This window comes from Kitasatospora sp. NPDC127035 (genome assembly GCF_042726075.1).
Classification (GTDB): Bacteria; Actinomycetota; Actinomycetes; order Streptomycetales; family Streptomycetaceae; genus Kitasatospora.
This window is the reverse complement of sequence record NZ_JBHXDN010000013.1, coordinates 155,317-179,210: the sequence shown is the minus strand read 5'-3', so window position 1 is coordinate 179,210 and position 23,894 is coordinate 155,317. Positions and strand designations below refer to the sequence as shown.

Sequence of the window (23,894 nt, the reverse complement as noted above, 5' to 3'; positions counted from 1 at the left end):
CTGGTCGCCAGTTGGCCGTTCTGGAGCAAAGGGACTGCTGTGCGGCAGGTCACAATCCGGTAATGAGAAGATGGACGCATGAAGGGACGCGTCCTCGTCGTTGATGACGACTCCGCACTGGCCGAGATGCTCGGCATCGTGCTGCGGGGTGAGGGTTTTGAGCCGTTTTTCGTCGCAGATGGGGACAGGGCGCTGGCAGCGTTCAGGGAGACCAAGCCCGACCTGGTCCTCCTCGACCTGATGCTTCCGGGTCGGGACGGCATTGACGTCTGCCGGCAGATCCGGGCCGAGTCGGGCATTCCGATCGTCATGCTGACCGCCAAGACCGACACGGTGGACGTCGTGGTGGGCCTGGAATCGGGCGCCGACGACTACGTCACCAAGCCGTTCAAGCCCAAGGAGCTGGTGGCCCGGGTCCGTGCCCGGCTGCGCCGTGCCGAGGATCCGACCCCGGAGCAGCTGACCATCGGCGATCTGGTGATCGACGTGGCCGGCCACTCCGTGAAGCGGGACGGGCGGGGCATCCCGCTGACCCCGCTGGAGTTCGACCTGCTGGTCGCGCTGGCCCGCAAGCCGTGGCAGGTGTTCACCCGGGAGGTGCTGCTGGAGCAGGTCTGGGGCTACCGGCACGCGGCGGACACCCGGCTGGTGAACGTCCACGTCCAGCGCCTGCGGTCCAAGATCGAGAAGGACCCCGAGCGCCCCGAGATCGTGGTGACCGTCCGTGGCGTCGGCTACAAGGCCGGGCCCAGCTGACGTGATGTACCAGGCTGACGAGACCCCGTCGGGTTCCGCGACCGGCGGGGCCGACGCCGTGCGCGGGGACGTGCTGAGCTCGACGGTGCGCAGCCGCAGGCGGCGTGCTCCGGCGGCCCTGATCGCGCTGCTCACCCGTCAGCTGCGCCGGCCCGTGCACCGGGTGGCGGCGCTGTACCGGCGTTCGATCCAGCTGCGGGTGGTGGCGGCGACCCTGCTGCTGTCGGTCGTGGTGGTGCTGGTGCTGGGCGTCGTGGTGGTGGCCCAGGTCCGCACCGGACTGCTGGACACCAAGCGGGCCTCGGCCCGGGACCAGGCGCTCTCCGGCTTCCAGAGCGAGCTCAAGAAGATCGACGAGGCGAAGGACCTGCGGCTGAAGGTCGGCGCGACGACCGACCCGAGCACGGAGGAGATAGGCACCTGGCTGCTCAAGCAGGTCGGTGACCTGGCCGCCAGCGGGCAGAGCGTCTACACCGTGATCGCGATGCTGCCGGGGACCACCCAGACGATCGCACCGGACAAGACCGGGCTGGGCCCGCGCTACTCGGGGGACATCCTGCCGAGCAGCATCCCGGAGAGCCTGCGGGCCAAGGTGGGGCAGGAGGCGGGCCAGAGCTTCAGCCAGCCGACCGTGATCCACCGCTCCGCCGAGAGCCACAACCGGACCGAACCCGGCCTGGTCTTCGGCATGCAGTTCGTCGGCCCCAGCGACAAGAGCTACCAGCTCTACTACGTCTTCTCCTTCGGCCAGGAGACCAAGACCCTCGGTCTGGTCACCGGCACCCTGGCGACCGCCGGCATCTTCGTGGTGATCATGATGGGCGGCATCGCCTGGCTGGTGGTGCGCCAGGTGGTCACACCGGTCCGCATGGCCGCCGGGATCTCCGAGCGGCTGGCCGCCGGACACCTGGAAGAGCGGATGAAGGTCACCGGGACGGACGACATCGCCCGGCTCGGCGAGTCCTTCAACCGGATGGCCAACGCCCTGCAGGCGCAGATCCGCCAGCTGGAGGAGCTCTCCCGGGTGCAGCGGCGCTTCGTGTCGGACGTCTCGCACGAACTGCGCACCCCGTTGACCACCGTCCGGATGGCCGCCGACCTGATCTACGACAGCCGTGAGGACCTGGACCCGATGGCGGCCCGGTCGGCCGAGCTGCTCCAGGGCCAGCTGGACCGCTTCGAATCCCTGCTCGCCGACCTGCTGGAGATCAGCCGCTTCGACGCCGGCGCCGCCGTCCTGGACGCCGAGCCGGTCGACCTGCGCGAGATCGTCGGCCGGGTGGTCGAGGCCGCCGACCCGCTGGCGCAGGCCAAGGGCAGCGCCGTGGTGATCCGCGGCGACGGCGAGCCGGTGCTGGCCGAGGTCGACTCCCGTCGGATCGAGCGCATCCTGCGCAACCTGGTGGTCAACGCGCTGGAGCACGGCGAGGGCCGGGACGTCGTGGTCCGGCTGGGCTCGCAGGACGGCGCGGTCGCCGTCGGCGTCCGCGACTACGGCATCGGGCTCAAGCCCGGCGAGGCGTCCCGGGTGTTCCACCGCTTCTGGCGGGCCGATCCCTCCCGGGTGCGGACCACCGGCGGTACGGGCCTCGGCCTGTCCATCGCCGTCGAGGACGCGCACCTGCACGGCGGCTGGCTGCAGGCCTGGGGCGAGCCCGGCGGTGGCTCGCACTTCCGGCTCACGCTGCCGCGCACCCGCGGCGGGGAGATCAGCCGGGCTCCGTTCCGGCTCGAACCGGAGGACTCGCGCAACAACCGCGGCCTCGGCACCTACGGGACGCCGTACCGGCGGGCGATCCGTCCGGCCGGCGCCACCGCGCTGACCGCGACGGACGAGCAGGCCGACCCGGAGACCCCGGAGACCTCCGGGAACGCCTTCGGCGGCAACCTGGGCAGCGGCCTGGGCGGTGTGCTCGGCATCGGGCCGGGACTGGGACGCCGGGCGCCCGAGGGGCCGCGCGCCGATCCGTCGGACGTGCGCCCGGTCGGGGCCGGATACGGTGCGACAGGTGCGCAGGTCATGGTGGACCCGACGCCGGGCCGGCCGTCGGTGGCGCAGCGGACGGCGGGTCCGGACGCACCGGACGGGGTGGACGCGGTGGACGGCACCGGTGGAACGGACACGGAGGGGACGCAGCGTGCGAAGGACCAGCGGCAGGACTGAGCCGCGGCTGGCCGCAGTGGTCGGCGCGGTGGTCGGCGCCGTGCTGGCGGCCGGCTGCGCGGGGATGCCGGACTCCGGGGGCATCACCAAGGTCGAGCTGTCCCAGGGGTCGGCGGACAAGAACCTCCAGGTCAGGGTCTTCCCGGTGGAGCCCACCAAGGGCGCCAAGCCGCAGGAGCTGCTGACCGGCTTCCTGGACGCGCTGACCGCCGACGACAGTTACGACACCGCGCGGCAGTACCTGACGGCGGCCGCCAGTGCGAGCTGGAGGCCGGAGGCCGGCATCAAGGTGCTCGCGGCCAATCCGGGCCACCCCACCGTGACCGTGACCGACGCCGACACCGAGAAACCCATCAAGGTCTCCGGGCAGCTGGTCTCCCAGATCGACGACCGGCACTCGTTCTCGCTGGAGCCGGTGGCGGTCCTGACCTCGTTCGACTTCACCTTCCTCCGGGAGAAGTCGGGGGAGTGGCGGATCGACCAGCTGCCGGACGGGGTGATCATCAACGAGAGCAACTTCCGCAACAACTACCGGCAGGTGGACCGCTTCTTCTACGCGGCGCCGGACCCCTCCGCGCCCGCCGCCGCGTCGGCGACCAGCCGGGACGTGCTGATCGCCGACCCGATCTACCTGCGGCGCCGAATAGACCCGCTCACCGAGGCCGCGAAGGCCGTCGTCGCGGGGCCCTCGCTCTGGCTCGCGCCGGTCTCGCGGTCGGCCTTCCCGGCCGGCACGGTCGTCGACGGCGTCGCCGTCGACGAGAGCCGCACCGCGCACGTCACGCTCGGCGAGGTGGACCTGGGCGCCGCGACCGCCTGCCGGCGGATGGCCACCCAGCTCCTCTACACCCTCGCCGACCAGGGCAAGGGGCAGGTCGAACGGCTGGACCTCAAGGGCCGGCACGGCGGGCCGGGCTGCCAGGCGAGCAAGGGCGACGAGCCGGAGACCGGCCCCGGATCGCTGGCCGGCACGATGGCGAGCCGGCAGTTCTACCAGCGCGCCGAGGACGGCGTGCTGTACGAGACGCACGGTGACACCGCCAGCGAGCCGGTGCACGGCCCGCTGGGCAAGCCGCAGCCGAGCGGCCGACTGCTCGGCGCGATCGCGGTGGCGCGGGACGGCGAGCGCGCCGCGGCGCTCAGCGCCGACGGCCACCAGCTCTACACGGTGCCGCTCTCGGAGGCCACGTCGGCGATGCCGCAGGCGGTGCTCACCACCGCGGCGCGGGCGGGCGCCAGGGCCGACGACGGGCTGACCTCGCCCACCTGGGACGGCCGCGGCGACCTCTTCGTGGTGGACCGCGACCCGCAGGGCCAGCGGGTGCTGATGGTGCGCGACAAGCAGGTCGTCCCGGTGGCCGTGGACGACCTGGGCGGACGGTCCCTGCAGGCCGTCAAGGTCTCGTCGGACGGCGTCCGGATCGCCCTGCTGGTCAAGGACGGGAAGGACCCCAAGGACGGGAAGGACGGCAGGGACCAGAAGCTCTGGCTGGGCCTGGTCGTCCACGGCGGGACCAAGGAGGCCCCGACCGTGCGGATCACCGGTCTGCGGCCGGCCAATCCGGTGCTGACGGAGGTCACCTCGGTCTCCTGGGCGGAGGCGGACCAGCTGCTGGTGCTCGGCAAGGAGAAGGACCGGCTGCAGCAGCTGCACTACATCAGCACCGACGGGTCGCAGAGCGCGGACGCGCGGCTTCAGGGCGGCGAGGGCATGGCCACGGTGGAGGCGTCCGAGTCGCGCGGGGGCAACCAGTCGCCGCCGCCGACGCTGGCCCTGCAGGGGACGGACGGCAAGCTCTACCGGCTGGTCAACAACCAGTGGCGTGAGCTGGTACTGCCCTACCGGGCGGCCTCCTTCATCTACCCGGGCTGAGCCGGGCCGGGGCCGACGGAGGCCGCCGGGGACGGGGCCGTCAGGGCCGGGCCGGGCCGCGTCCGGCGCGGCGCGGGACGGCCGCCGCGACGGTGGCGGCAGCGCCGGGTGGCAGGCCTGCGGCGGCCAGGGCCCTGGCCGCTTCGGCGAGGCTGGCACCGGTGGTCACCAGGTCGTCCACCAGGACCGGCAGGCGGCCCGCGAGCCGTCGGGGAGCGCCGGGCAGGACGGTGAGCGCGCCGTGCAGGTTGCGCCGCCGCTCGGCGGCGGAGAGCCCGGTCTGGTCGGCGACCGGACGGGCGTGCCGGAGCAGCGGCGCAGCCCGGGCGTCCAGGCCCGTCCGGCGCAGCGCCCGGGCGGCGGAACCGGCCAGCCGCAGCGTCGGATCGTGCCCCCGGGCGCGGACGGCGGCACGGGCGGAGGGCACCGGGACGAGCAGCAGCGCGGCGTGGCCGGCGTCCGGGCCGAGCGAGGAGCGCACCGCCCGGGCGAGGGCGTCGCCGAGCGGGCCGGCGAGTCGGAGCGCACCGCGTTCCTTGTGGGCGAGCAGCAGCCCGCGGACCGGGTCGGCGTACGGCGCGGCGGCGTGCACACGGGGAAGGGCCGTGGCGGGCCCGGGGCGGGTCGTGGCCAGCACGTGCCGGCAGCCCGGGCAGAGGTGCCCCCGGACGGCGTCGCAGCCCGCGCAGCGGGCAGGGAGCAGGACGTCCAGCAGCCCGCCGAGTGCGTGGGCGAACGACCTGCGGACGGCCTGGTGAAGGGTCGGGGTGAGGGTGGTCGACACGGTGCTCCTCGCGGTGGCAGGCACGGAGAGTGAGCAAAGAATGCGCCGTACGGGGGGTGTTGTCCAGGTATTTACCTGTGTTTCACTCCTGGGAGGGTAGACAGGGGGCAGCAGCTTGACCGCCAGCCCATAACACCCGCCATACCCACTGTCCCCGCTGCGGAGGCGAAAACCCCGTGTGAGGTGTTCGATAAGGCTCCAGGGGGTTTCAAGCGTCCCTGGTGGGGAGGAAGTGAGATGAGGGCCAGTCGTTCCCGCCGTTGCCGGCGGAGCGGAGGGCCGGCAGAGGATTGGCTGGTCCGGCTGGGTCTCAGCCCGATCCGGTAGCACCCGGATCGGCGACAGAACGAGGGATCGGAGTTCTGCGTGGACATCGTCGTCAAGGGCCGCAAGACCGAGTTGCCCAAGAGGTTTCGGGATCACGTGGCCGAGAAGCTGGAGAAGGTCCAGAAGTTCGACGCCAAGGCGATCAGCCTTGATGTCGAGGTGTCCAAGGAACACAACCCGCGGCAGGCCGACCGGTCGGACCGCGTGGAGATCACCCTCCGTACCCGTGGCCCGGTGATCCGGGCCGAGGCCGCCGCCGCCGACCCCTATGCGGCACTCGACCTGGCCTCGGCGAAGCTCGACGCCCAGCTCCGCAAGTCCGCGGACCGGCGTCGGGTCCACAAGGGCGGCAACGGACGCACCCCGATCAGCGTCGCCGAGGCGACCGCGGCCCTGGCCGCGCTGCCCGAGACGCCGCCGGCGGTGAGCGAGACCAACGGGGCCGTCCGCAAGACCATGATGGGTTCCCTGGAAGTGGAGGGCGAAGGCCCGCTGGTGGTCCGGGAGAAGACCCACCCGGCCGCCCCGATGGCGCTCGACCAGGCGCTCTACGAGATGGAGCTGGTCGGCCACGACTTCTACCTCTTCGTGGAGAAGGACAGCGGCCTGCCGAGCGTCGTCTACCGCCGGCACGGTTACCACTACGGCGTCATCCACCTGAAGGCCGACGGCTCGACCGCCGAGGGCGGCGGTGCCGGAGGGGCGATCGGCGTCCTCGGCGACGACGACTGACGAGTCGAGCGGTACGGGAGATTCGAGCAGTGCGGGCGACCCCGGCGGCCGGTGCCGCCGGGGTCGCCCGTTCTCCGGCGGCCCGTCAGCCGTGCGTCCGGAAGCGTTCCGAAGGTTCCCCCGGTGGATGACCGGGGCTCCCCGCGGTTCGCCGGTGCGCCCGGGGCGTGCGCCGAGGCCGGTGGGGCGGCGCCGGGACCGGTCCGGCCGGGAAGGTCACCCCGTGCGGGGCAATGGCGCCGGAGGGTGACCGTAGGGGGCCCCGGGCGTGGAATGATTGGCGGACGACGACCGGCGACGGGGGAGGAGCGGATGGGGGATCACTTCGGGCTGGGGCCCGCTACAGGGCCGGTCGCGGGGGTGCGGCCGAGACCCGGGGACGAGCCCGAGTACGACCTCCGCCGCAGGGAGCCGATTCGCGTTCTGGTGGTGGACGACCACGCGCTCTTCCGGCGCGGCCTGGAGATCGTGCTGGCCGAGGAGGCGGACATCACCGTGGTCGGCGAGGCCGGTGACGGCGCCGAGGCGGTCCTCAAGGCGGCCGACCTGCTGCCCGACATCATCCTGATGGACGTTCGGATGCCGCGCCGCAGCGGGATCGAGGCCTGCACCGCGATCAAGGACGTGGCGCCCAGCACCAAGATCATCATGCTGACGATAAGCGACGAGGAGGCCGACCTCTACGAGGCCATCAAGGCCGGTGCCACCGGCTACCTCCTCAAGGAGATCTCCACCGACGAGGTCGCCACGGCGATTCGCGCGGTCGCCGACGGGCAGTCCCAGATCAGCCCGTCGATGGCGTCCAAGTTGCTGACCGAGTTCAAGTCGATGATCCAGCGACGGTCCGACGAGCGGGAGTTGGTGCCCGCACCCCGGCTCACGGACCGTGAGCTGGAGGTGTTGAAGCTGGTGGCCACCGGGATGAACAACCGGGAGATCGCCAAGGAGCTGTTCATCAGCGAGAACACCGTGAAGAACCACGTGCGCAACATCCTGGAGAAGCTCCAACTGCACTCCAGGATGGAGGCCGTGGTCTACGCGATGCGGGAGAAGATCCTCGAAATAGGGTGAGGCTGCGGGAGCGGGGCCGTGCGGCCCCGCTCCCGCTTCCGCTCCTGTCCGCGGGGTGCCGGGCCCAGCCCAGCCCAGCCCCGCCCAGCCTCGGCTCAGGCGAGCAGGCGCTCCAGCGCCGGGCGCAGCGCCTCGTCGTGCAGCGTCTCCACCCGGACGGCGTCGCAGCCGACCCAGTCGGCCGCCTCGCGCAGCGCGGTGGCCAGTGCCCCGACGTGCCGCGGCGAGTCCAGCGACACCTGGCGGGCCACCAGGGTCCGCCCCTCGCGGGCCGGATCGACCCGGCCGACCAGCCGGCCGCCGGTCAGCAGCGGCATCGCGAAGTACCCGTGCACCCGCTTGTGCTTCGGGGTGTACGCCTCCAGCCGGTGGGTCATGCCGAAGATCCGCTCGGTCCGCGGGCGCTCCCAGACCAGCGAGTCGAACGGCGAGAGCAGCGTGGTCCGGTGGCGGCCCCGGGGCGGTCCGGCGAGGGCCGCCGGGTCGGCCCAGGCGGCGGCCGGGGCGCCGTCCGGACCCCAGCCGGCCACCTCGACCGGCACGAGGCCGGAGTCGGCGACGACCGAGTCGAACTGCTCGGCGCGCAGGCGGTGGTAGTCGAGCAGGTCGGCCCGGGTGGCCACGCCGAGGGCTGCGCCGGACTGGGCGACCAGGGTGCGCAGGCACTCCTCGTCGGTCGGGTCCGCCGCGAACAGCTCGGCGGGAACCGCCTGTTCGGCCAGCGAGTAGACGCGCTTCCAGCTGCGGCGGTCGGTGCAGACGACGTCGCCGAAGCTCAGTGCCCGCTCCACCGCGATCTTGGTGTCGGACCAGTCCCACCAGTCGGCGGTCTTCTTGGCACCGCCCAACTCGGTGGAGGTGAGCGGTCCTTCGGTTCGCAGCTTCGCCAGCACCGAGCGGTAGGTGGCCTCGTCGACCTCCTTGCCCCAGACGTGGGCGCGCTCGCGGTAGCGGCGGCGCCGGAAGGCGAACAGCGGCCACTCCTCGATCGGCAGGATGCAGGCCGCGTGCGACCAGTACTCGAAACTGGTCCCCTTGCCCCAGTACGCGGCCTCGACCGCCGGGCGGCCGACGGCGCCGAGCCGCGCGTACGGGATCAGCTCGTGGGAGCGGGCCAGGACCGAGATGGTGTCGAGCTGGACGGCGCCGAGGTGGCGCAGCACCCCGCGCACGCCGCCCGGGCGGTCCGGGGCGCCGAGCAGTCCCTGTGCGCGCAGGGCGATCCGGCGGGCGTCGTCGGCGCCGAGCGTCGTCACCGGTGGCGGGGCGGGGGTCCGGCCGGTGGCGGGCCGGCCGGCCGGGCGCGAGGTCGAGGCGGTCATGCCGGCGAGGGTAGACGGGGGTACTGACAATCCGCCCGTCGGCCGGCACCGCCGGCCGCCCGCGGGGCTCCCGCCGGTCGGGTGCGGGCGGGCTTCGGAGGGTTCAGCCGGTGAGGTCGGTGAGGTCGGCGGCCGGACCGGTGGCGAGGTCGCCGGGGAGCATGGCGCCGATCCAGGCGTCGTGGAACGTTCCGCGCTGCTCGGCGAAGGAGCGCAGGGTGCCCTCGACCCGGAAACCGACCTTCTCGGCCACCGCGCGGGAGCCCTCGTTGCCCACGTAGGCGACCCACTCCAGGCGGCGCACGCCCAGCTCGGTGAGGCCGTAGCGGGCGACCTCGCGGGCGGCCTCCACGGTGTACCCGCGACCGCGGAACTCCTTGGTCGCCCACCAGCCGACCTCGGCGGCGCCCGGTCGGCCGGGACAGCCGACGAGCCCCTGGGTGCCGACCATCGATCCGGTCTCGCGCTCGAAGACGCACCAGATCCGGCTCTCGCCGGTCCGCCAGCCGTTGGCGGCGAGGTCGTGGACGAAGTACTCGGCGTCCTCGCGCCGGTACGGGACGGGGACGACCGTCCAGTGCTGGATGGCCTCGTCCTGGCAGGCGGCGAGGATCGCGTCGACGTCGGACTCCTGCGGGGCCCGCAGCACCAGGCGGTCGGTGGTGAGGACGACGGGCTCGACGGTCCGCGCTTCGGTCTGCTCTTCCGGTTGATCTTCCATGGGTGGATTATTCCGTGCAGAGAGGAATCCGAGCATCCGATTAACGGATCGCACCGGCCAACTCTCCGGACAGTCGCCCGGTTTGCCCCGGTGAGTGGCGCTATCGGGTCATGTGCTCGCACGGGTGACACGGGAATACCGTGCTGACGCACCTCCCGGGGCGTTGGACTCCTCGCATACGATGGCCCGTGCGGTGGGGTGGACCCACCGTGCAGTCGTCCAGTGCCAATACAGGCAAGGAGCCCGCTCAAGTGTCCGTCTTCGACAAGATCCTGCGCGCCGGCGAAGGCAAGATCCTTCGCAAGCTGCAGCGGATTGCTGCCCAGGTCAACTCCATCGAAGAGGACTTCGTCAACCTCACCGACGCCGAGCTCCGCGCGCTGACCGACGAGTACAAGCAGCGGCTCGTCGACGGCGAGACGCTGGACGACATCCTCCCCGAGGCGTTCGCCACCGTCCGTGAGGCCGCCAAGCGCGTCCTCGGCCAGCGGCACTACGACGTCCAGCTCATGGGCGGCGCCGCGCTGCACCTCGGCTACGTCGCCGAGATGCGCACCGGTGAGGGCAAGACCCTGGTCGGCACGCTGCCCACGTACCTCAACGCGCTCACGGGCAAGGGCGTGCACCTGATCACCGTCAACGACTACCTCGCCGAGCGCGACTCGGAGTGGATGGGCCGGGTGCACCGCTTCCTCGGTCTCGAGGTCGGTGTGATCCTCGGCAACATGACGCCCGCCGAGCGCAAGCGCCAGTACTCGATGGACATCACGTACGGCACCAACAACGAGTTCGGCTTCGACTACCTCCGCGACAACATGGCCTGGTCGAAGGACGAACTCGTCCAGCGCGGCCACTTCTTCGCGGTGGTCGACGAGGTCGACTCGATCCTCATCGACGAGGCCCGCACCCCGCTGATCATCTCCGGTCCGGCCGACCAGGCGACCAAGTGGTACGCCGACTTCGCCAAGCTGGTCCAGCGCCTGAAGATCGACCGCGACTACGAGGTCGACGAGAAGAAGCGCACCGTCGGCGTGCTGGAGGAGGGTGTCACCCGGGTCGAGGACTACCTCGGCATGGACAACCTCTACGAGTCGGTGAACACCCCGCTGGTCGGCTTCCTGAACAACGCCATCAAGGCGAAGGAGCTGTACAAGCGGGACAAGGACTACGTCGTGATGAACGGCGAGGTCATGATCGTCGACGAGCACACCGGCCGCATCCTGGCCGGCCGCCGCTACAACGAGGGCATGCACCAGGCGATCGAGGCCAAGGAGGGGGTGGAGGTCCAGAACGAGAACCAGACCCTCGCGACCATCACCCTCCAGAACTTCTTCCGCCTGTACGACAAGCTGGCCGGCATGACCGGTACCGGCACCACCGAGGCCGCCGAGTTCCACCAGATCTACAAGCTCGGCGTCGTGCCGATCCCGACCAACAAGTCGCCGCTGCGCATCGACCAGCCCGACCTGATCTACAAGTCGGAGCCGGCCAAGTTCGCCGCCGTGGTCGAGGACATCGCCGAGAAGCACGAGAAGGGCCAGCCGGTGCTGGTCGGTACCGTCTCGGTCGAGAAGTCGGAGTACCTCTCGCAGGAGCTGCGCAAGCGCGGGGTCCCGCACGAGGTGCTGAACGCCAAGCACCACGAGCGCGAGGCGCAGATCGTCGCGCAGGCGGGCCGCAAGGGCGCCGTCACCGTCGCCACCAACATGGCCGGCCGTGGTACCGACATCATGCTCGGCGGCAACCCGGACCACCTCGCCGCGGCCGAGCTGGCCCAGCGCGGACTCTCCTCGGCCGACAACCCGGAGGAGTACGAGGCCGAGTTCCCGGCCGCGCTGGAGAAGGCCAAGGCCTCCGTGAAGGCGGAGCAGGAGGAGGTCAAGGAGGCCGGCGGCCTCTACGTCCTCGGCACCGAGCGGCACGAGTCCCGCCGGATCGACAACCAGCTGCGCGGCCGTTCCGGCCGTCAGGGCGACCCGGGCGAGTCCCGCTTCTACCTGTCCCTGGGCGACGACCTGATGCGTCTGTTCAAGGCCGGCATGGTCGAGCGCGTGCTCTCGATGGCCAACGTGCCCGAGGACGTGCCGATCGAGTCGAAGATGGTCACCCGGGCGATCGCCTCCGCGCAGACCCAGGTCGAGCAGCAGAACTTCGAGATCCGCAAGAACGTCCTCAAGTACGACGAGGTGCTGAACCGCCAGCGCGAGGTCATCTACGGCGAGCGCCGTCGCGTGCTGGAGGGCGAGGACCTGCAGGAGCAGGTCGGCCACTTCATGGACGACACCGTCCAGGCGTACGTCCAGGCCGCCACCGGTGAGGGCTTCGAGGACGACTGGGACCTGGAGAAGCTCTGGACCGCGCTCAAGCAGCTCTACCCGGTCACCCTGGAGCTGGAGCAGCTGGAGGAGGAGGCCGGCGGCGCCGCCGGGCTCACCTCGGAGTTCCTCACCAAGGTCATCCAGGAGGACGTCCAGGCGCAGTACGGCGCCCGTGAGGACCAGCTCGGTGCGGAGATCATGCGCGAGCTGGAGCGCCGGGTCGTCCTCTCGGTGCTGGACCGCCGCTGGCGCGAGCACCTCTACGAGATGGACTACCTGCAGGAGGGCATCGGCCTGCGGGCCATGGCGCAGCGCGACCCGCTGGTCGAGTACCAGCGCGAGGGCTTCGACATGTTCACCGCGATGATGGAGGGCATCAAGGAGGAGTCCGTCGGCTACCTGTTCAACCTGGAGGTCCAGGTCGAGCAGCAGGTCGAGGAGGTCCCGGTCGAGGACGCCGCGGTGCTCCTCGACAAGCTGGAGAAGGACTCCGCCCGTCCGGAGATCAAGGCCAAGGGCCTGGAGGCCCCGAAGCCGCAGCGGCTGCACTACACGGCCCCCTCGGAGGAGGTCGGCGGCGGTGTGGTCGAGGGCGAGTTCGAGGACCTCGGCGCGGAGGACGAGGGCGACGGGCTGACCCGCGCCGAGCGCCGCAAGGCCGCCAAGTCGGCCAAGGGCCGCCGCCGCAAGAGCTGAATCCGGTCCGGCCGCTCCGGCCGGCCGCCGCGCAGGGCGCCGCTCCCGTACGGGGGTGGCGCCCTGCGCCGTTCGCGGACGCCCCTGCGGCGCGTTCACCGGGCCTCCACGGCGGTGCACTGCCACTGGCCGGCCGGTCCGCGCGGCTCCAGCCGGAACGCGACCACGTGGTGCCGGGTGCCGAGGTCGACCCGGACACAGGCCTCGACGGCCTCCGGCGAGGGCGAGCGGTCGTGTACCGGGCCGAGTCTCGGCCGCTCGCCGGTGCGGGTCCGGCGCAGGGTGCCGGCCCGGACCAGGGCGGCGAGCTGGCCGTAGCCGTCCAGCGTGGTGTGGCGCAGCAGCTGGCCGGACGGCCGGGCGCCGGTGAGCACCTCCACCAGCTGGTGGGCGAACCGGGTGCTCAGCCCGGCGCGCGGGTCGTGGCCGGGCGCGGCGGCGCAGGCGGCTCGGGGGTGGCGCGGGCGCCGATCGGTCTGCGGGGCGCGACAGGTCCGGGAGGCGGCGCGCGGACGGTGCGGGCGCGCCGACAGCACGGTGGGAGGGCCGGCGGCCGGGACGGGCGGGACCGGCGGGGCGGGGCGGTTCGGGCAGGTGGTCATGGGCCTTCTTCGGAGCGGGTGGTGCGAGTACGGACGGGTCCTTGCTAGCCGGGGCCCGCACGCGGTGGCAACCGGGTTCCCGGCCCGGCCCGAGGTGGTCCGGAAGTTCACCTATCCGGGTGAGTCGACCGCTGCGGCAAGGGCTGTGGGCCCGGTTCGGGAGGCGCGGGGTTGACGCCCGGCGCCGCGCGGAAGGGCCCGAAAGGGGACGGTGGGATCGCCGGGACGGCGGCGGGCCCCGGCCGGGCCGGGGTGGGCGGCCGTGCCGGGCCGGAGACCGGGGCCGAGGGCGGTACGGAGGCCGGAACCGGGTCGGGCCGCGCGGCGGCCGCGTTGCGCGGTCGGCCGGTCGGCGCGCACGATCGGATCCTGACCGGAACCAGGACCGGAACCGGACCCCGAAGCAGGACCGGAACCGGGCCGGGCCCCGGACAGGCCGGACGGGCGGAGCGCGTGTCCGGCCCGGGACGGCCACCGCCCCCGGCGACACGACCACCGCCCCCGACGACGACAGGCGGCCGGCATGACGACACGGGTACCGACGACACGGCTGTCCGGGACACGGACGGCGGGACCGGGCACCACCGACGGCGCTCCCCGGCGCGGGCTGGTGCTGGGCGGCGGCGGCATGCTCGGCGCCGCCTGGACGGTCGGTGCGCTGTGCGCCGTCGAGGAGTCGACCGGCTGGCGGCCCGGCGACGCCGAAGTCCTGCTCGGCACCTCGGCGGGCGCGATCCTGGCCGCGCTGCTGGCCGCCGGCGTCGACGCCGGCGGGCTCCGTGACCACCAGCGCGGTCTGCCGGTCACGGACGGGCCGCTGGCCGGGATCGACTTCGACTACGACACGGCGGTCGGCGGTGCCCTGCCGCCGCGCCCACGGGCCGGTATCGGCTCGCCGGGCCTGCTGCGTGACGCGGTCCGCCACCCGCGCGAGTACCCGCTGCTGACCATGGTCTCGGCGATCGCCCCGCACGGCCGGGGTTCGCTGGAGCCGGTCGGCGGGCTGGTCGGTGCCCTGTTCGGCCCCGGCGGCTGGCCGTCCGGGCCGCCGGGCTCGGCGCTGCGGGTCGTGGCGGTGGACTACCGCGGCGGGCACCGGGTGGTCTTCGGGGACGCGGACGCGCCGCCCGCCGACGTCGCCGAGGCGGTGATGGCGTCCTGCGCGATCCCCGGGTGGTTCACGCCGGTCCGGCTGGACGGCTCCGCGTACGTGGACGGCGGCTGCTGGTCGGCCACCAACGCCGATCTGATGCTCGACCGGGGCCTGGACGAGGTGTACGTCCTCGCCCCGATGGCCCTGCGGAGGGATCCGCAGGGGCGCTCGAAGCCCGGCCGGGGCACGTCGGAACCCTGGCGCGCCCGGCGCGTCCGGGACCGCCCGCGCGGCGTACTGGCCCAGCTGGTGAGCCGCTACCGCCGGGCGGTGACCCGGCAGCTGCTCCGCGAGGCCGGTCTGCTGCGGGCCGGCGGGGTCCGTGTGCACCTGCTCGCGCCCACGCCGGCGGACCTGGCGGTGATGGGTCCGAACATGATGGATCCGGCCCGCCGGGGCCCGGTCCTGGAGAGCGCCCTGGCCACCTGCCGGGAGGCCCTGGAAGCCGCGCGGTGAGGACGGCGCAGGGGTGACCGGGCAAGCCCTCGGCGGACGGACCGGGCCCGGTTGCGGGTCCGGCTGCGGTCCAGAGGTCTGGGCGTGCGTCGACGGCCGCGCGCCGGGGCGTGCCGCTGCGGACGGGGCGCCCGGGAGCCCCCGGGCCGCACGCCCGGCGGCGGGTGCGCCGGATCGGGACGAACGCGGTGATCACAGGGCGGCGTCGGGCGCTTATTCTGGGGGCGCTGGAAGCTGTGCCGCTGGACGAACCGGAGAGTGCCACCGATGCGCGTGTACGTGCCCACCACCCTGACCGGCCTGGCGGCGGCCCATTCCGGCGGTGCGCTGGAGCAGTCCGCGGCGTACGCCGTGACGCCCGCGCTGCGCGAGTGGTACGTCAGTGACGACCTGGAGGAACTGGAGTACGCGGCGCTGAACCGGGCCGCCCAGTCCTCGCTGCGGCTGCTGGCCGCCGAACCGGACGCCCCGCGCCGCCGCGTCGTGGTCGCGCTGGACGTCGCCGACTCGGCGGTGAAGCCGTTCCCCGGCGACGAGTACCAGGACCAGGCCTCGCTCGGCCGGGTGGTGCTCGCCGGACCGGTGAAGCTGGCCAAGGCGGCCGCGGTGCACGCGGACGTGGCCGACCAGGACGTGGTCACGGACGTCGAGGCGGCGGTGGCCGCGGTGGCGGCGGCCGACGCGGGCGACCAGGACGCCCAGTTCACCGTGGACGGCGCCGAGGACCACGACCTGCTCTGGTTCGCCACCCAGGAGATCACCGCACTGCTCCCCTGAGCCTGCCGGTCCGCCGGGCCCGACCTGACGGCCGGGTGCCGGCGGGAGCTGCCCGTCCGTCCGTCCCACCCGCCCCACCCGCCCTGACCGGCGGGTCGGCGGTTTCGGCGGACGAGGACGCGGTGATTCCCGCCCTACCGGTCTGTCGGTACCCGGCGTTACCGTTCCCTGCGTGCGCACTCATATCGTCTGGGACTGGAACGGCACGCTCTTCCATGACATGGAGGCGGTGCTCGGAGCGAGCAACGCCGCATTCGCGACCGTCGGCGTCGGGCCGATGACGCTGCAGGAGTACCGCGAGCAGTACGAGATCCCGATTCCCCGTTTCTACCAGCGGCTGCTCGGCCGGCTGCCCTCCGACGCCGAGTGGCTGGAGTTGGACGACGCGTTCCACCGCCGCTACCACGAGCTGAGCGTGGCCTGCGGGCTGACCGAGGGCGTGCTGGACCTGCTGGACGGCTGGCGGGCGGCCGGGCACAGCCAGTCGCTGCTGTCGCTGTACGAGCACACCCGGCTGCTTCCGGTGGTCGACGGCTTCGGCCTGACCGGGCAGTTCCTGCGGGTGGACGGGCGCAGCGGCCCGGCCGGCGGGCAGAAGGCGGAGCATCTGGTCCGGCACCTGGAGGCGCTGGGCGAGCACGTGGACCCGGCCCGGACGGTGCTGATCGGGGACGCGGCGGACGACGCGCTCGCCGCGCTGAGCGCGGGTGCGCACGCGGTGCTGTACACCGGCGGCTCGCACACCCGGCAGAAGCTGGAGCCGGTGGGCGTGCCGGTGGTGGACACGCTGGCCGAGGCGGTCGAGCTGGCCGCCCGGCTCACCGGCTGAGGCGACACCCGCCCGCGCGTCCACCCGGAGCCCACCGGGGACCGGCCCGGGACCGGACCGGCACCCGCAGAGGATCCGCCGAGGCTCGCCGGCACCCCACCGACGGCCCGACGGCCCGACGGCCCGACGGCCCGCGAGGCCCGGGGCCTGTCCGTACGGCCGCCGGCCGTCCGCCAACGGTGGCGTGGCGCGCGCCACGTCCACCGTTGGCGTGTCCGGGCGGGCGATCGGGCCCGCCGCTGGTCAGTCTGGAGGGCGTCGGGCCCGTCGTCGGAGCGGGCCGGCCGCCGGACGACGAGTGGAGCCCGCCATGCCCATCGACGCAGTCACCCAGGTCCCGGTCCCGGGCAACGAGCCGGTGCGGACGTACGCGCCCGGCAGCCCGGAGCGGCCCCGGCTGGTGCGGCGGCTGGACGAGCTGGCGGCCGAGCCGGTCCCGCTGCCGATGACCATCGGCGGCGAGCAGCGGTTCGGCGGCGGTGAGCGGATCGACGTCGTCCAGCCGCACCACCACGCGGCGAAGCTGGGCGTGCTCGGCAACGCCACCCGGGAGGACGGCCGGGCCGCGGTGGACGCCGCGCTGGCGGCCGGCCGGGAGTGGCGGTCGCTCTCCTTCGACGACCGGGCGGCGGTGTTCCTGCGCGCCGCCGACCTGCTGGCGGGGCCCTGGCGGGACACCCTGAACGCGGCCACCATGCTCGGGCAGTCCAAGACGGCGCAGCAGGCGGAGATCGACTCGGCCTGCGAGCTGATCGACTTCTGGCGGTTCAACGTCCACTTCGCCCGGCAGGTCCTGGCCGACCAGCCGGTCTCCTCGCCCGGGGTGTGGAACCGGACCGACCACCGCCCGCTGGAGGGGTTCGTCTACGCGGTCACCCCGTTCAACTTCACCGCGATCGCCGGCAACCTGCCGACCGCGCCCGCGCTGATGGGCAACACCGTGGTCTGGAAGCCGGCGCCGGCCCAGACGCTGGCCGCGTACCACCTGATGCGGCTGCTGGAGGCGGCCGGGCTGCCGCCCGGGGTGGTCAACATGGTGACCGGCGACGGACAGCAGCTCTCCGCGGTCGCGCTCGCCGACCCGGCACTGGCCGGGCTGCACTTCACCGGCTCGACGGCCACCTTCCAGTCGCTCTGGCAGACGGTCGGCGTCAACATCGGCACCTACCGGACGTACCCGAGGATCGTGGGGGAGACCGGCGGCAAGGACTTCCTGCTGGCGCACCGCTCGGCCGACCCGCAGGTCCTCAAGACCGCGCTGATCCGCGGCGCCTTCGAGTACCAGGGCCAGAAGTGCTCGGCGCTCTCCCGCGCGTACCTGCCGCGCAGCCTCTGGCAGCGGATCAAGGACGACTTCCTGGCCGAGGTGGACGCGCTGGCCGTCGGCGACGTCACCGACCTGTCGAACTTCATGGGCGCGCTGATCGACCGGCGGGCCTTCGAGAAGAACCGGGACGCGATCGAGCGGGCCAAGAGCGACCCGACGGTGGAGCTGGCGGCCGGCGGCCAGTACGACGACGCGATCGGCTGGTTCGTCCGCCCGACCGTGCTGGTCTCCTCGGACCACCGCAACGAGATGTTCCGGACCGAGTACTTCGGACCGATCCTCGCCGTCCACGTCTACGAGGACTCGCGCTGGGAGGACGTGCTCGGCCGGGTCGACTCCGGCGCGCCGTACGGGCTGACCGGCGCGGTGATCGCCCAGGACCGGTACGCGATCGCCCGGGCGGTGGAGGAGCTGCGGTTCGCGGCCGGGAACTTCTACATCAACGACAAGCCGACCGGTGCCGTGGTCGGCCAGCAGCCGTTCGGCGGAGGCCGGGCGTCGGGCACCAACGACAAGGCGGGCGCCGCGCAGAACCTGCTGCGCTGGACGTCGGCCCGGTCGATCAAGGAGACGTTCGTCCCGCCGACCGACCACGTTCACCCGCACATGGGGTGAGCTCCCCGGGCCTTTCGGCTTTCGGCGCAAACCCGAGGGCGGATTGGACAAGGTGTCCAGGACGGACCGATCTTCCTGCGGGTTTGCGCCTCCCTGTCCCCTGACACCTTCGATTGATCCCGTTAGGCTGGCTGGCGTCGTCGGGTGGCTCCGCAGGCCGAACGTTTCGTCCTACCCGCTGCAGGGCTGTTCCATGCGTGCCATGGACTCCTTTCAGCTGGAGGGTGCGGCAGGATTGCGGAAGACCCGGCGGTGCACACCCACACACCACCGAGTCACGCAACGGCGCGCGACAGGAGCCAAGAAGTCATGCAGACCAAGCTGGACGCAGCCAAGGCCGAACTGCTCAGGAAGGCAGCAGCAGCCGCTGAGAACAGCCAGGTGGGGGGAGCGGCGCCGGGGGAGGGTCTGAGCAACGGCGCTCTGACCGCATACCTGCACCACTACTACCTCCACACCGCGCCCGAGGACCTGGTCGACCGCGACCCGGTCGACGTGTACGGCGCGGCCGCCTCCCACTACCGCCTCGGCCTCAAGCGGCCGCAGGGCACCGCCGAGGTGCGGGTGCACACCCCCTCGGTGGAGGAGAACGGCTGGTCCTGCGGCCACACCGTGGTCGAGGTCGTCACCGACGACATGCCCTTCCTGGTCGACTCGGTCACCAACGAGCTGTCCCGCCAGGACCGGGCGATCCACGTCGTCATCCACCCGCAGCTGGTGGTCCGCCGCGACATCACCGGCAAGCTGCTGGAGATCCTCGACGTCGACGCCTGCGCCCGCAGCCAGGCCGCCGGTGCCGAGTGGCCGGCCGACGCGATCGTCGAGTCGTGGATGCACATCGAGGTCGACCGCGAGACCGACCGCGCGGACCTGCGCGCGATCGAGACCGACCTGCGCCGCGTGCTCGGGGACGTCCGCGAGGTCGTCGAGGACTGGGGCAAGATGCGCGACTCCGCGCTCCGCCTCGCCGACGAGCTCGCCGAGCAGCCCCCGACCGGCCTTCCCGAGCAGGAGGTCGGCGAGGCCTGGGAGCTGATGCGCTGGCTCGCCGACGACCACTTCACCTTCCTCGGCTACCGCGAGTACGACCTGGTCGAGCACGAGGGCGAGGATGTCCTCAAGGCCGTCGCCGGGACCGGCCTCGGCATCCTGCGCTCCGACCCGATCGGCCACGACGACCAGCACCACGCCGTCAGCGAGGCCTTCGGCCGGCTCTCCGCGCCGGTCCGCGCCAAGGCGCACGAGAAGAAGCTGCTCGTCCTGACCAAGGCCAACAGCCGCGCCACGGTGCACCGCCCGTCCTACCTCGACTACGTCGGCGTGAAGAAGTTCGACGCCAACGGCGTGGTCGTCGGCGAGCGCCGTTTCCTCGGCCTGTTCTCGGCCGCCGCGTACACCGAGTCGGTCAGCCGCATCCCCGTGGTCCGCCGCAAGGTCCAGGACGTCATCGCCGAGTCCGGCTTCTCCACCGAGAGCCACGACGGCCGCGACCTGCTCCAGATCCTGGAGACCTTCCCGCGGGACGAGATCTTCCAGACCCCGGCCGGCGAACTGCTCCAGATCGCCACCAGCGTGCTCTACCTGCAGGAACGCCGGAAGCTGCGGCTCTTCCTGCGCCAGGACGAGTACGGGCGCTACTTCTCCGCGCTCGTCTACCTGCCGCGCGACCGCTACACCACCCGCATCCGGCTGCGCCTGATGGACCTCCTGATGCAGGAGCTCAACGGCGCCTCGATCGACTACACGGTCTGGTCGACGGAGTCCGTGCTGACCCGACTGCACTTCGTGGTCCGGGTGACCCCGGGCAGCGAGTTGCCGCACCTGAGCGACGCCGAGGTCGAGCGGATCGAGGCCAGGCTGGCCGAGGCCGCCCGGTTCTGGATGGACGGCTTCAACGACCAGCTGCACGTCGAGCTGGGCGAGGAGAGGGCCGCGGAGCTGTCCCGCAAGTACGCCAACGCCTTCCCCGACGGCTACCGCGCCGACTTCACCGCGCGCACCGCCGTCGCCGACCTCAAGCAGATCGAGTCGCTGCACGGCGAGGGCGACTTCCGCCTCAACCTGTACCAGCCGGTCGGCGCGGGCGACGACGAGCGCCGCTTCAAGATCTACCGGGTGGGCGGCCCGATCTCGCTCACCGAGGTCCTGCCGGTCCTCCAGCGGCTCGGCGTCGAGGTGCTGGACGAGCACCCCTACGCGCTGACCCGTTCCGACCACACCACCGCCTGGGTCTACGACTTCGGTCTGCGGCTGCGCGAGGCGGTCGAACTGACCGACGAGGCGCGCGAGCGGTTCCAGGAGACCTTCGCCGCCACCTGGACGGGCAAGGCCGAGAACGACGGCTTCAACGAGCTGGTCCTGACCGGCGGGCTGACCTGGCGCCAGGCGATGATGCTGCGCACGTACGCCAAGTACCTGCGCCAGGCGGGCTCCACGTTCTCCCAGGACTACATGGAGGACGCGCTCCGCAACAACACCCACACCACCCGCCTGCTGGTGAACCTCTTCGAGGCCCGGCTGAGCCCCAGCCACCAGCAGGGCGCCCTCGAACTGACCGAGGGCATCCTGGAGGAGCTGTCCGGCGCGCTGGACGAGGTCGTCTCCCTGGACGAGGACCGCATCCTGCGTTCCTTCCTCCACCTGATCAAGGCCACCCTGCGGACCAACTTCTTCCAGCACGACAGCGCGGGCGAGTGGCACTCGTACGTGTCGATGAAGTTCGACCCGAAGGCCATCCCGGACCTGCCGGCCCCGCGTCCGGCGTTCGAGATCTGGGTCTACTCGCCCCAGGTCGAGGGCGTGCACCTGCGCTTCGGCAAGGTCGCCCGCGGCGGTCTGCGCTGGTCCGACCGGCGTGAGGACTTCCGGACCGAGATCCTCGGCCTGGTCAAGGCGCAGATGGTGAAGAACACCGTCATCGTGCCGGTCGGCGCCAAGGGCGGCTTCGTCGCCAAGCAGCTGCCGGACCCGTCGGTGGACCGCGACGCCTGGCTCGCCGAGGGTGTGTCGTCCTACAAGACGTTCATCTCGGCGCTGCTGGACATCACCGACAACCTGGTCGGCGGCGAGGTCGTCCACCCGGCCGACGTGGTCCGCCACGACGAGGACGACACCTACCTGGTCGTCGCCGCGGACAAGGGCACCGCGACCTTCTCCGACATCGCGAACGGCGTCGCCGAGGCGTACGGCTTCTGGCTGGGCGACGCGTTCGCCTCCGGCGGCTCGGCCGGCTACGACCACAAGGGCATGGGCATCACCGCCCGCGGCGCCTGGGAGTCCGTCAAGCGCAACTTCCGCGAACTCGGCGTCGACACCCAGTCCGAGGACTTCAGCGTCATCGGCATCGGTGACATGTCCGGCGACGTCTTCGGCAACGGCATGCTGCTCAGCGAGCACATCCGCCTGGTCGCCGCCTTCGACCACCGGCACATCTTCCTCGACCCCAGCCCGGACGCGGCCGCCTCCTACGCCGAGCGCCGCCGCCTCTTCGAGCTGCCCCGCAGCTCCTGGGACGACTACGACAAGTCGCTGATCTCGCCCGGCGGCGGGGTCTTCCCGCGCAGCGCCAAGTCCATCCCGGTCTCCGCGCAGGTCCGCGAGCGCCTCGGCATCACGGCCTCCAAGCTGACCCCCGCCGAGCTCATGAAGGCCGTCCTGCAGGCGCCCGTCGACCTGTTCTGGAACGGCGGCATCGGCACCTACATCAAGGCCTCCACCGAGACCAACGCCGAGGTCGGCGACAAGGCCAACGACGCGATCCGGGTCAACGGCGAGCAGGTCCGCGCCCGCGTCATCGGTGAGGGCGGCAACCTCGGCTGCACCCAGCTCGGCCGCATCGAGTACGCGGCGACCGGCGGCCCGCAGGCCGGCGGCGGCTGGATCAACACCGACGCCATCGACAACTCGGCCGGCGTGGACACCTCGGACCACGAGGTCAACATCAAGATCCTGCTCAACCAGGTCGTCGGCGACGGCGACATGACGGTGAAGCAGCGCAACACCCTGCTCGCCGAGATGACCGACGAGGTCGGCCACCTCGTGCTGCGCAACAACTACGCGCAGAACGTGGTGCTGGCCAACGCCGTCGCCCAGGCGCACAGCATGGTCAACGTCCACTCCCGGATGATCAACCGCCTGGAGTCGGCCGGCCAGCTCGACCGGGGCCTGGAGTTCCTGCCCGCCGAGCGGCAGATCCGCGAGCGCCAGCAGAACGGCCGGGGCCTGTCCCAGCCGGAGATGTCGGTGCTGCTCGCCTACACCAAGATCACCCTGGCCGACGAGCTGCTCGCCACCGAGCTGCCCGACGACCCGTTCTTCCGCACCGCGCTGCACGACTACTTCCCGAGCGCGCTGCGGACCCGGTTCGCCGAGCAGATCGACCAGCACGCCCTGCGCCGCGAGATCATCACCACGCTGATCGTCAACGACACGATCAACCGCGGTGGCTGCACCTTCGCCTTCCGCCTGAAGGAGGAGACCGGCGCCACCTACGAGGAGATCGCCCGGACGCACACCGCCGCGCGGGCCGTCTTCGGCCTGGAGGAGATCTGGGGCGAGATCGAGGCACTGGACAACCAGGTCCCGGCCCGTGCCCAGACCAAGATGCGCCTGCACTCGCGCCGCCTGGTCGAGCGCGCCACCCGGTGGATGCTCAACAACCGGCGCCAGCCGCTGGACATCGCCGGCACCATCGAGTTCTTCCACGACCGGGTCAACCAGGTCTGGGGCTCGCTGCCCAAGCCGCTCCGCGGCGAGGACCTCGCCTGGTTCGAGTCGATCTACAACGAGCTGGCCGAGGCCGGCGTGCCGGAGGCGCTCGCCACCCGGATCGCGGGCCTCTCCTCGACCTTCCCGACCCTGGACATCACCGAGGTCGCGGACCGGTCCGGCAAGGACGTCGCCGACGTCGCCGAGCTCTACTACGACCTCGCCGACCGCCTGCAGATCACCCACCTGCTCGACCGCATCATCGAGCTGCCCCGGACGGACCGCTGGTCGTCGATGGCCCGTGCCGCCATCCGCGAGGACCTCTTCGCGGCCCACGCGGCGCTGACCGCCGACATCCTGGCCTGCGGCCCCGACGGCGCCACCCCCGAGGAGCGCTACAGCGACTGGGCGGACCTCAACTCCACCCTGCTGAACCGCGCCAAGAGCACCCTCGACGACATAAGGGGTTCGGACAACTACGAGCTGTCCAGCCTCTCGGTCGCGATGCGCGTCATCCGCACCCTGCTCCGCACGGGCTCGATGCGCTGACGGACGGCTGTTCACACGGCGGGGCCGGCCGGCGGGGCGCGGGCCCGCCGGGGGGTTGGGGTCGGGGAACCCGTGGGGGGGGGGGGGCACGGGGGGGGGTGGGGGGGGGGGCGGG

At 72.4% G+C, this 23,894-nt stretch carries 15 protein-coding genes; 11 read left to right on the top strand and 4 right to left on the bottom strand.

All coding sequences use genetic code 11. The features are described 5' to 3' along the window. Positions 1–78: 78 nt before the first annotated feature. Genes mtrA through ACFWIC_RS11985 form a run of 3 tightly spaced genes read left to right on the top strand, consistent with a single transcriptional unit; the run spans position 79 to position 4,793 of the window. Positions 79–756, top strand: coding sequence for an MtrAB system response regulator MtrA (gene mtrA / locus ACFWIC_RS11995; protein ID WP_320441904.1), 678 nt, complete (start codon positions 79–81; stop codon positions 754–756). A gap of 4 nt (positions 757–760) precedes the next feature. Continuing rightward, on the top strand, positions 761–2,920 hold the full coding sequence (gene mtrB / locus ACFWIC_RS11990; protein ID WP_329952523.1) for an MtrAB system histidine kinase MtrB: 2,160 nt from the start codon (positions 761–763) through the stop codon (positions 2,918–2,920). Continuing rightward, the gene (locus ACFWIC_RS11985) at positions 2,895–4,793 is read left to right on the top strand and encodes an LpqB family beta-propeller domain-containing protein (protein ID WP_380518013.1); all 1,899 of its coding nucleotides are present in this window, start codon (positions 2,895–2,897) and stop codon (positions 4,791–4,793) included. Before mtrB ends, ACFWIC_RS11985 begins: the two co-directional genes overlap by 26 nt. Before the next feature lie 40 nt (positions 4,794–4,833). Here the strand turns inward: ACFWIC_RS11985 and ACFWIC_RS11980 are convergent, their stop codons facing one another. Beyond that, complete coding sequence (locus ACFWIC_RS11980) at positions 4,834–5,496, bottom strand: ComF family protein (RefSeq protein ID WP_380518031.1); 663 nt, start codon at positions 5,494–5,496, stop codon at positions 4,834–4,836. Positions 5,497–5,943: 447 nt separating this feature from the next. Between ACFWIC_RS11980 and hpf the strand changes: the two genes are divergently transcribed. Both hpf and ACFWIC_RS11970 read left to right on the top strand, forming a co-directional pair. Then, on the top strand, positions 5,944–6,636 hold the full coding sequence (gene hpf, locus ACFWIC_RS11975) for a ribosome hibernation-promoting factor, HPF/YfiA family (protein ID WP_329952521.1): 693 nt from the start codon (positions 5,944–5,946) through the stop codon (positions 6,634–6,636). Positions 6,637–6,948: 312 nt separating this feature from the next. Continuing rightward, positions 6,949–7,707 (top strand): response regulator transcription factor, encoded by a 759-nt coding sequence (locus ACFWIC_RS11970; protein WP_329883562.1) that lies wholly within the window; start codon positions 6,949–6,951, stop codon positions 7,705–7,707. A 95-nt stretch (positions 7,708–7,802) separates the two neighbouring features. Here ACFWIC_RS11970 and ACFWIC_RS11965 read toward each other — a convergent pair whose 3' ends face one another. Beyond that, positions 7,803–9,029 (bottom strand): DNA glycosylase AlkZ-like family protein, encoded by a 1,227-nt coding sequence (locus tag ACFWIC_RS11965; protein ID WP_329952520.1) that lies wholly within the window; start codon positions 9,027–9,029, stop codon positions 7,803–7,805. A gap of 103 nt (positions 9,030–9,132) precedes the next feature. After that, on the bottom strand, positions 9,133–9,750 hold the full coding sequence (locus ACFWIC_RS11960) for a GNAT family N-acetyltransferase (RefSeq protein ID WP_380360555.1): 618 nt from the start codon (positions 9,748–9,750) through the stop codon (positions 9,133–9,135). Positions 9,751–10,001: 251 nt separating this feature from the next. Here ACFWIC_RS11960 and secA point away from each other — a divergent pair, with 251 nt between their 5' ends. Then, entirely contained in the window at positions 10,002–12,764 is a 2,763-nt protein-coding gene (secA, locus tag ACFWIC_RS11955; protein WP_329883565.1) for a preprotein translocase subunit SecA, read from the top strand. A gap of 95 nt (positions 12,765–12,859) precedes the next feature. On the opposite strand, the gene ACFWIC_RS11950 is transcribed toward secA, so the two are convergent. Next, positions 12,860–13,366, bottom strand: coding sequence for an Rv3235 family protein (locus tag ACFWIC_RS11950; protein WP_329952518.1), 507 nt, complete (start codon positions 13,364–13,366; stop codon positions 12,860–12,862). Positions 13,367–13,889: 523 nt separating this feature from the next. On the opposite strand from ACFWIC_RS11950, the gene ACFWIC_RS11945 reads away from it, so the two are divergent. The 5 genes from ACFWIC_RS11945 to ACFWIC_RS11925 all read left to right on the top strand — a co-directional run bounded on the left by ACFWIC_RS11945 (position 13,890) and on the right by ACFWIC_RS11925 (position 23,779). After that, on the top strand, positions 13,890–14,975 hold the full coding sequence (locus ACFWIC_RS11945) for a patatin-like phospholipase family protein (RefSeq protein ID WP_380360551.1): 1,086 nt from the start codon (positions 13,890–13,892) through the stop codon (positions 14,973–14,975). Positions 14,976–15,242: 267 nt separating this feature from the next. Then, the gene (locus ACFWIC_RS11940; protein ID WP_329883568.1) at positions 15,243–15,752 is read left to right on the top strand and encodes a DUF6912 family protein; all 510 of its coding nucleotides are present in this window, start codon (positions 15,243–15,245) and stop codon (positions 15,750–15,752) included. A 172-nt stretch (positions 15,753–15,924) separates the two neighbouring features. Then, entirely contained in the window at positions 15,925–16,581 is a 657-nt protein-coding gene (locus tag ACFWIC_RS11935; RefSeq protein WP_380360550.1) for an HAD family hydrolase, read from the top strand. A gap of 316 nt (positions 16,582–16,897) precedes the next feature. After that, positions 16,898–18,523, top strand: a complete 1,626-nt coding sequence (pruA, locus tag ACFWIC_RS11930; RefSeq protein WP_380518028.1) for an L-glutamate gamma-semialdehyde dehydrogenase — start codon at positions 16,898–16,900, stop codon at positions 18,521–18,523. Positions 18,524–18,832: 309 nt separating this feature from the next. Further along, entirely contained in the window at positions 18,833–23,779 is a 4,947-nt protein-coding gene (locus tag ACFWIC_RS11925; protein WP_380518006.1) for an NAD-glutamate dehydrogenase, read from the top strand. Positions 23,780–23,894 lie beyond the last annotated feature (115 nt).

Coding starts and splice junctions, on each gene's coding strand:
- mtrA (WP_320441904.1), top strand. CDS start 79: ATGAAGGGACGCGTCCTCGTCGTTGATGACGACTCCGCACTGGCCGAG.
- mtrB (WP_329952523.1), top strand. CDS start 761: ATGTACCAGGCTGACGAGACCCCGTCGGGTTCCGCGACCGGCGGGGCC.
- ACFWIC_RS11970 (WP_329883562.1), top strand. CDS start 6,949: ATGGGGGATCACTTCGGGCTGGGGCCCGCTACAGGGCCGGTCGCGGGG.
- ACFWIC_RS11965 (WP_329952520.1), bottom strand. CDS start 9,029: ATGACCGCCTCGACCTCGCGCCCGGCCGGCCGGCCCGCCACCGGCCGG.
- ACFWIC_RS11960 (WP_380360555.1), bottom strand. CDS start 9,750: ATGGAAGATCAACCGGAAGAGCAGACCGAAGCGCGGACCGTCGAGCCC.
- ACFWIC_RS11950 (WP_329952518.1), bottom strand. CDS start 13,366: ATGACCACCTGCCCGAACCGCCCCGCCCCGCCGGTCCCGCCCGTCCCG.
- ACFWIC_RS11945 (WP_380360551.1), top strand. CDS start 13,890: ATGACGACACGGGTACCGACGACACGGCTGTCCGGGACACGGACGGCG.
- ACFWIC_RS11940 (WP_329883568.1), top strand. CDS start 15,243: ATGCGCGTGTACGTGCCCACCACCCTGACCGGCCTGGCGGCGGCCCAT.
- ACFWIC_RS11925 (WP_380518006.1), top strand. CDS start 18,833: ATGCAGACCAAGCTGGACGCAGCCAAGGCCGAACTGCTCAGGAAGGCA.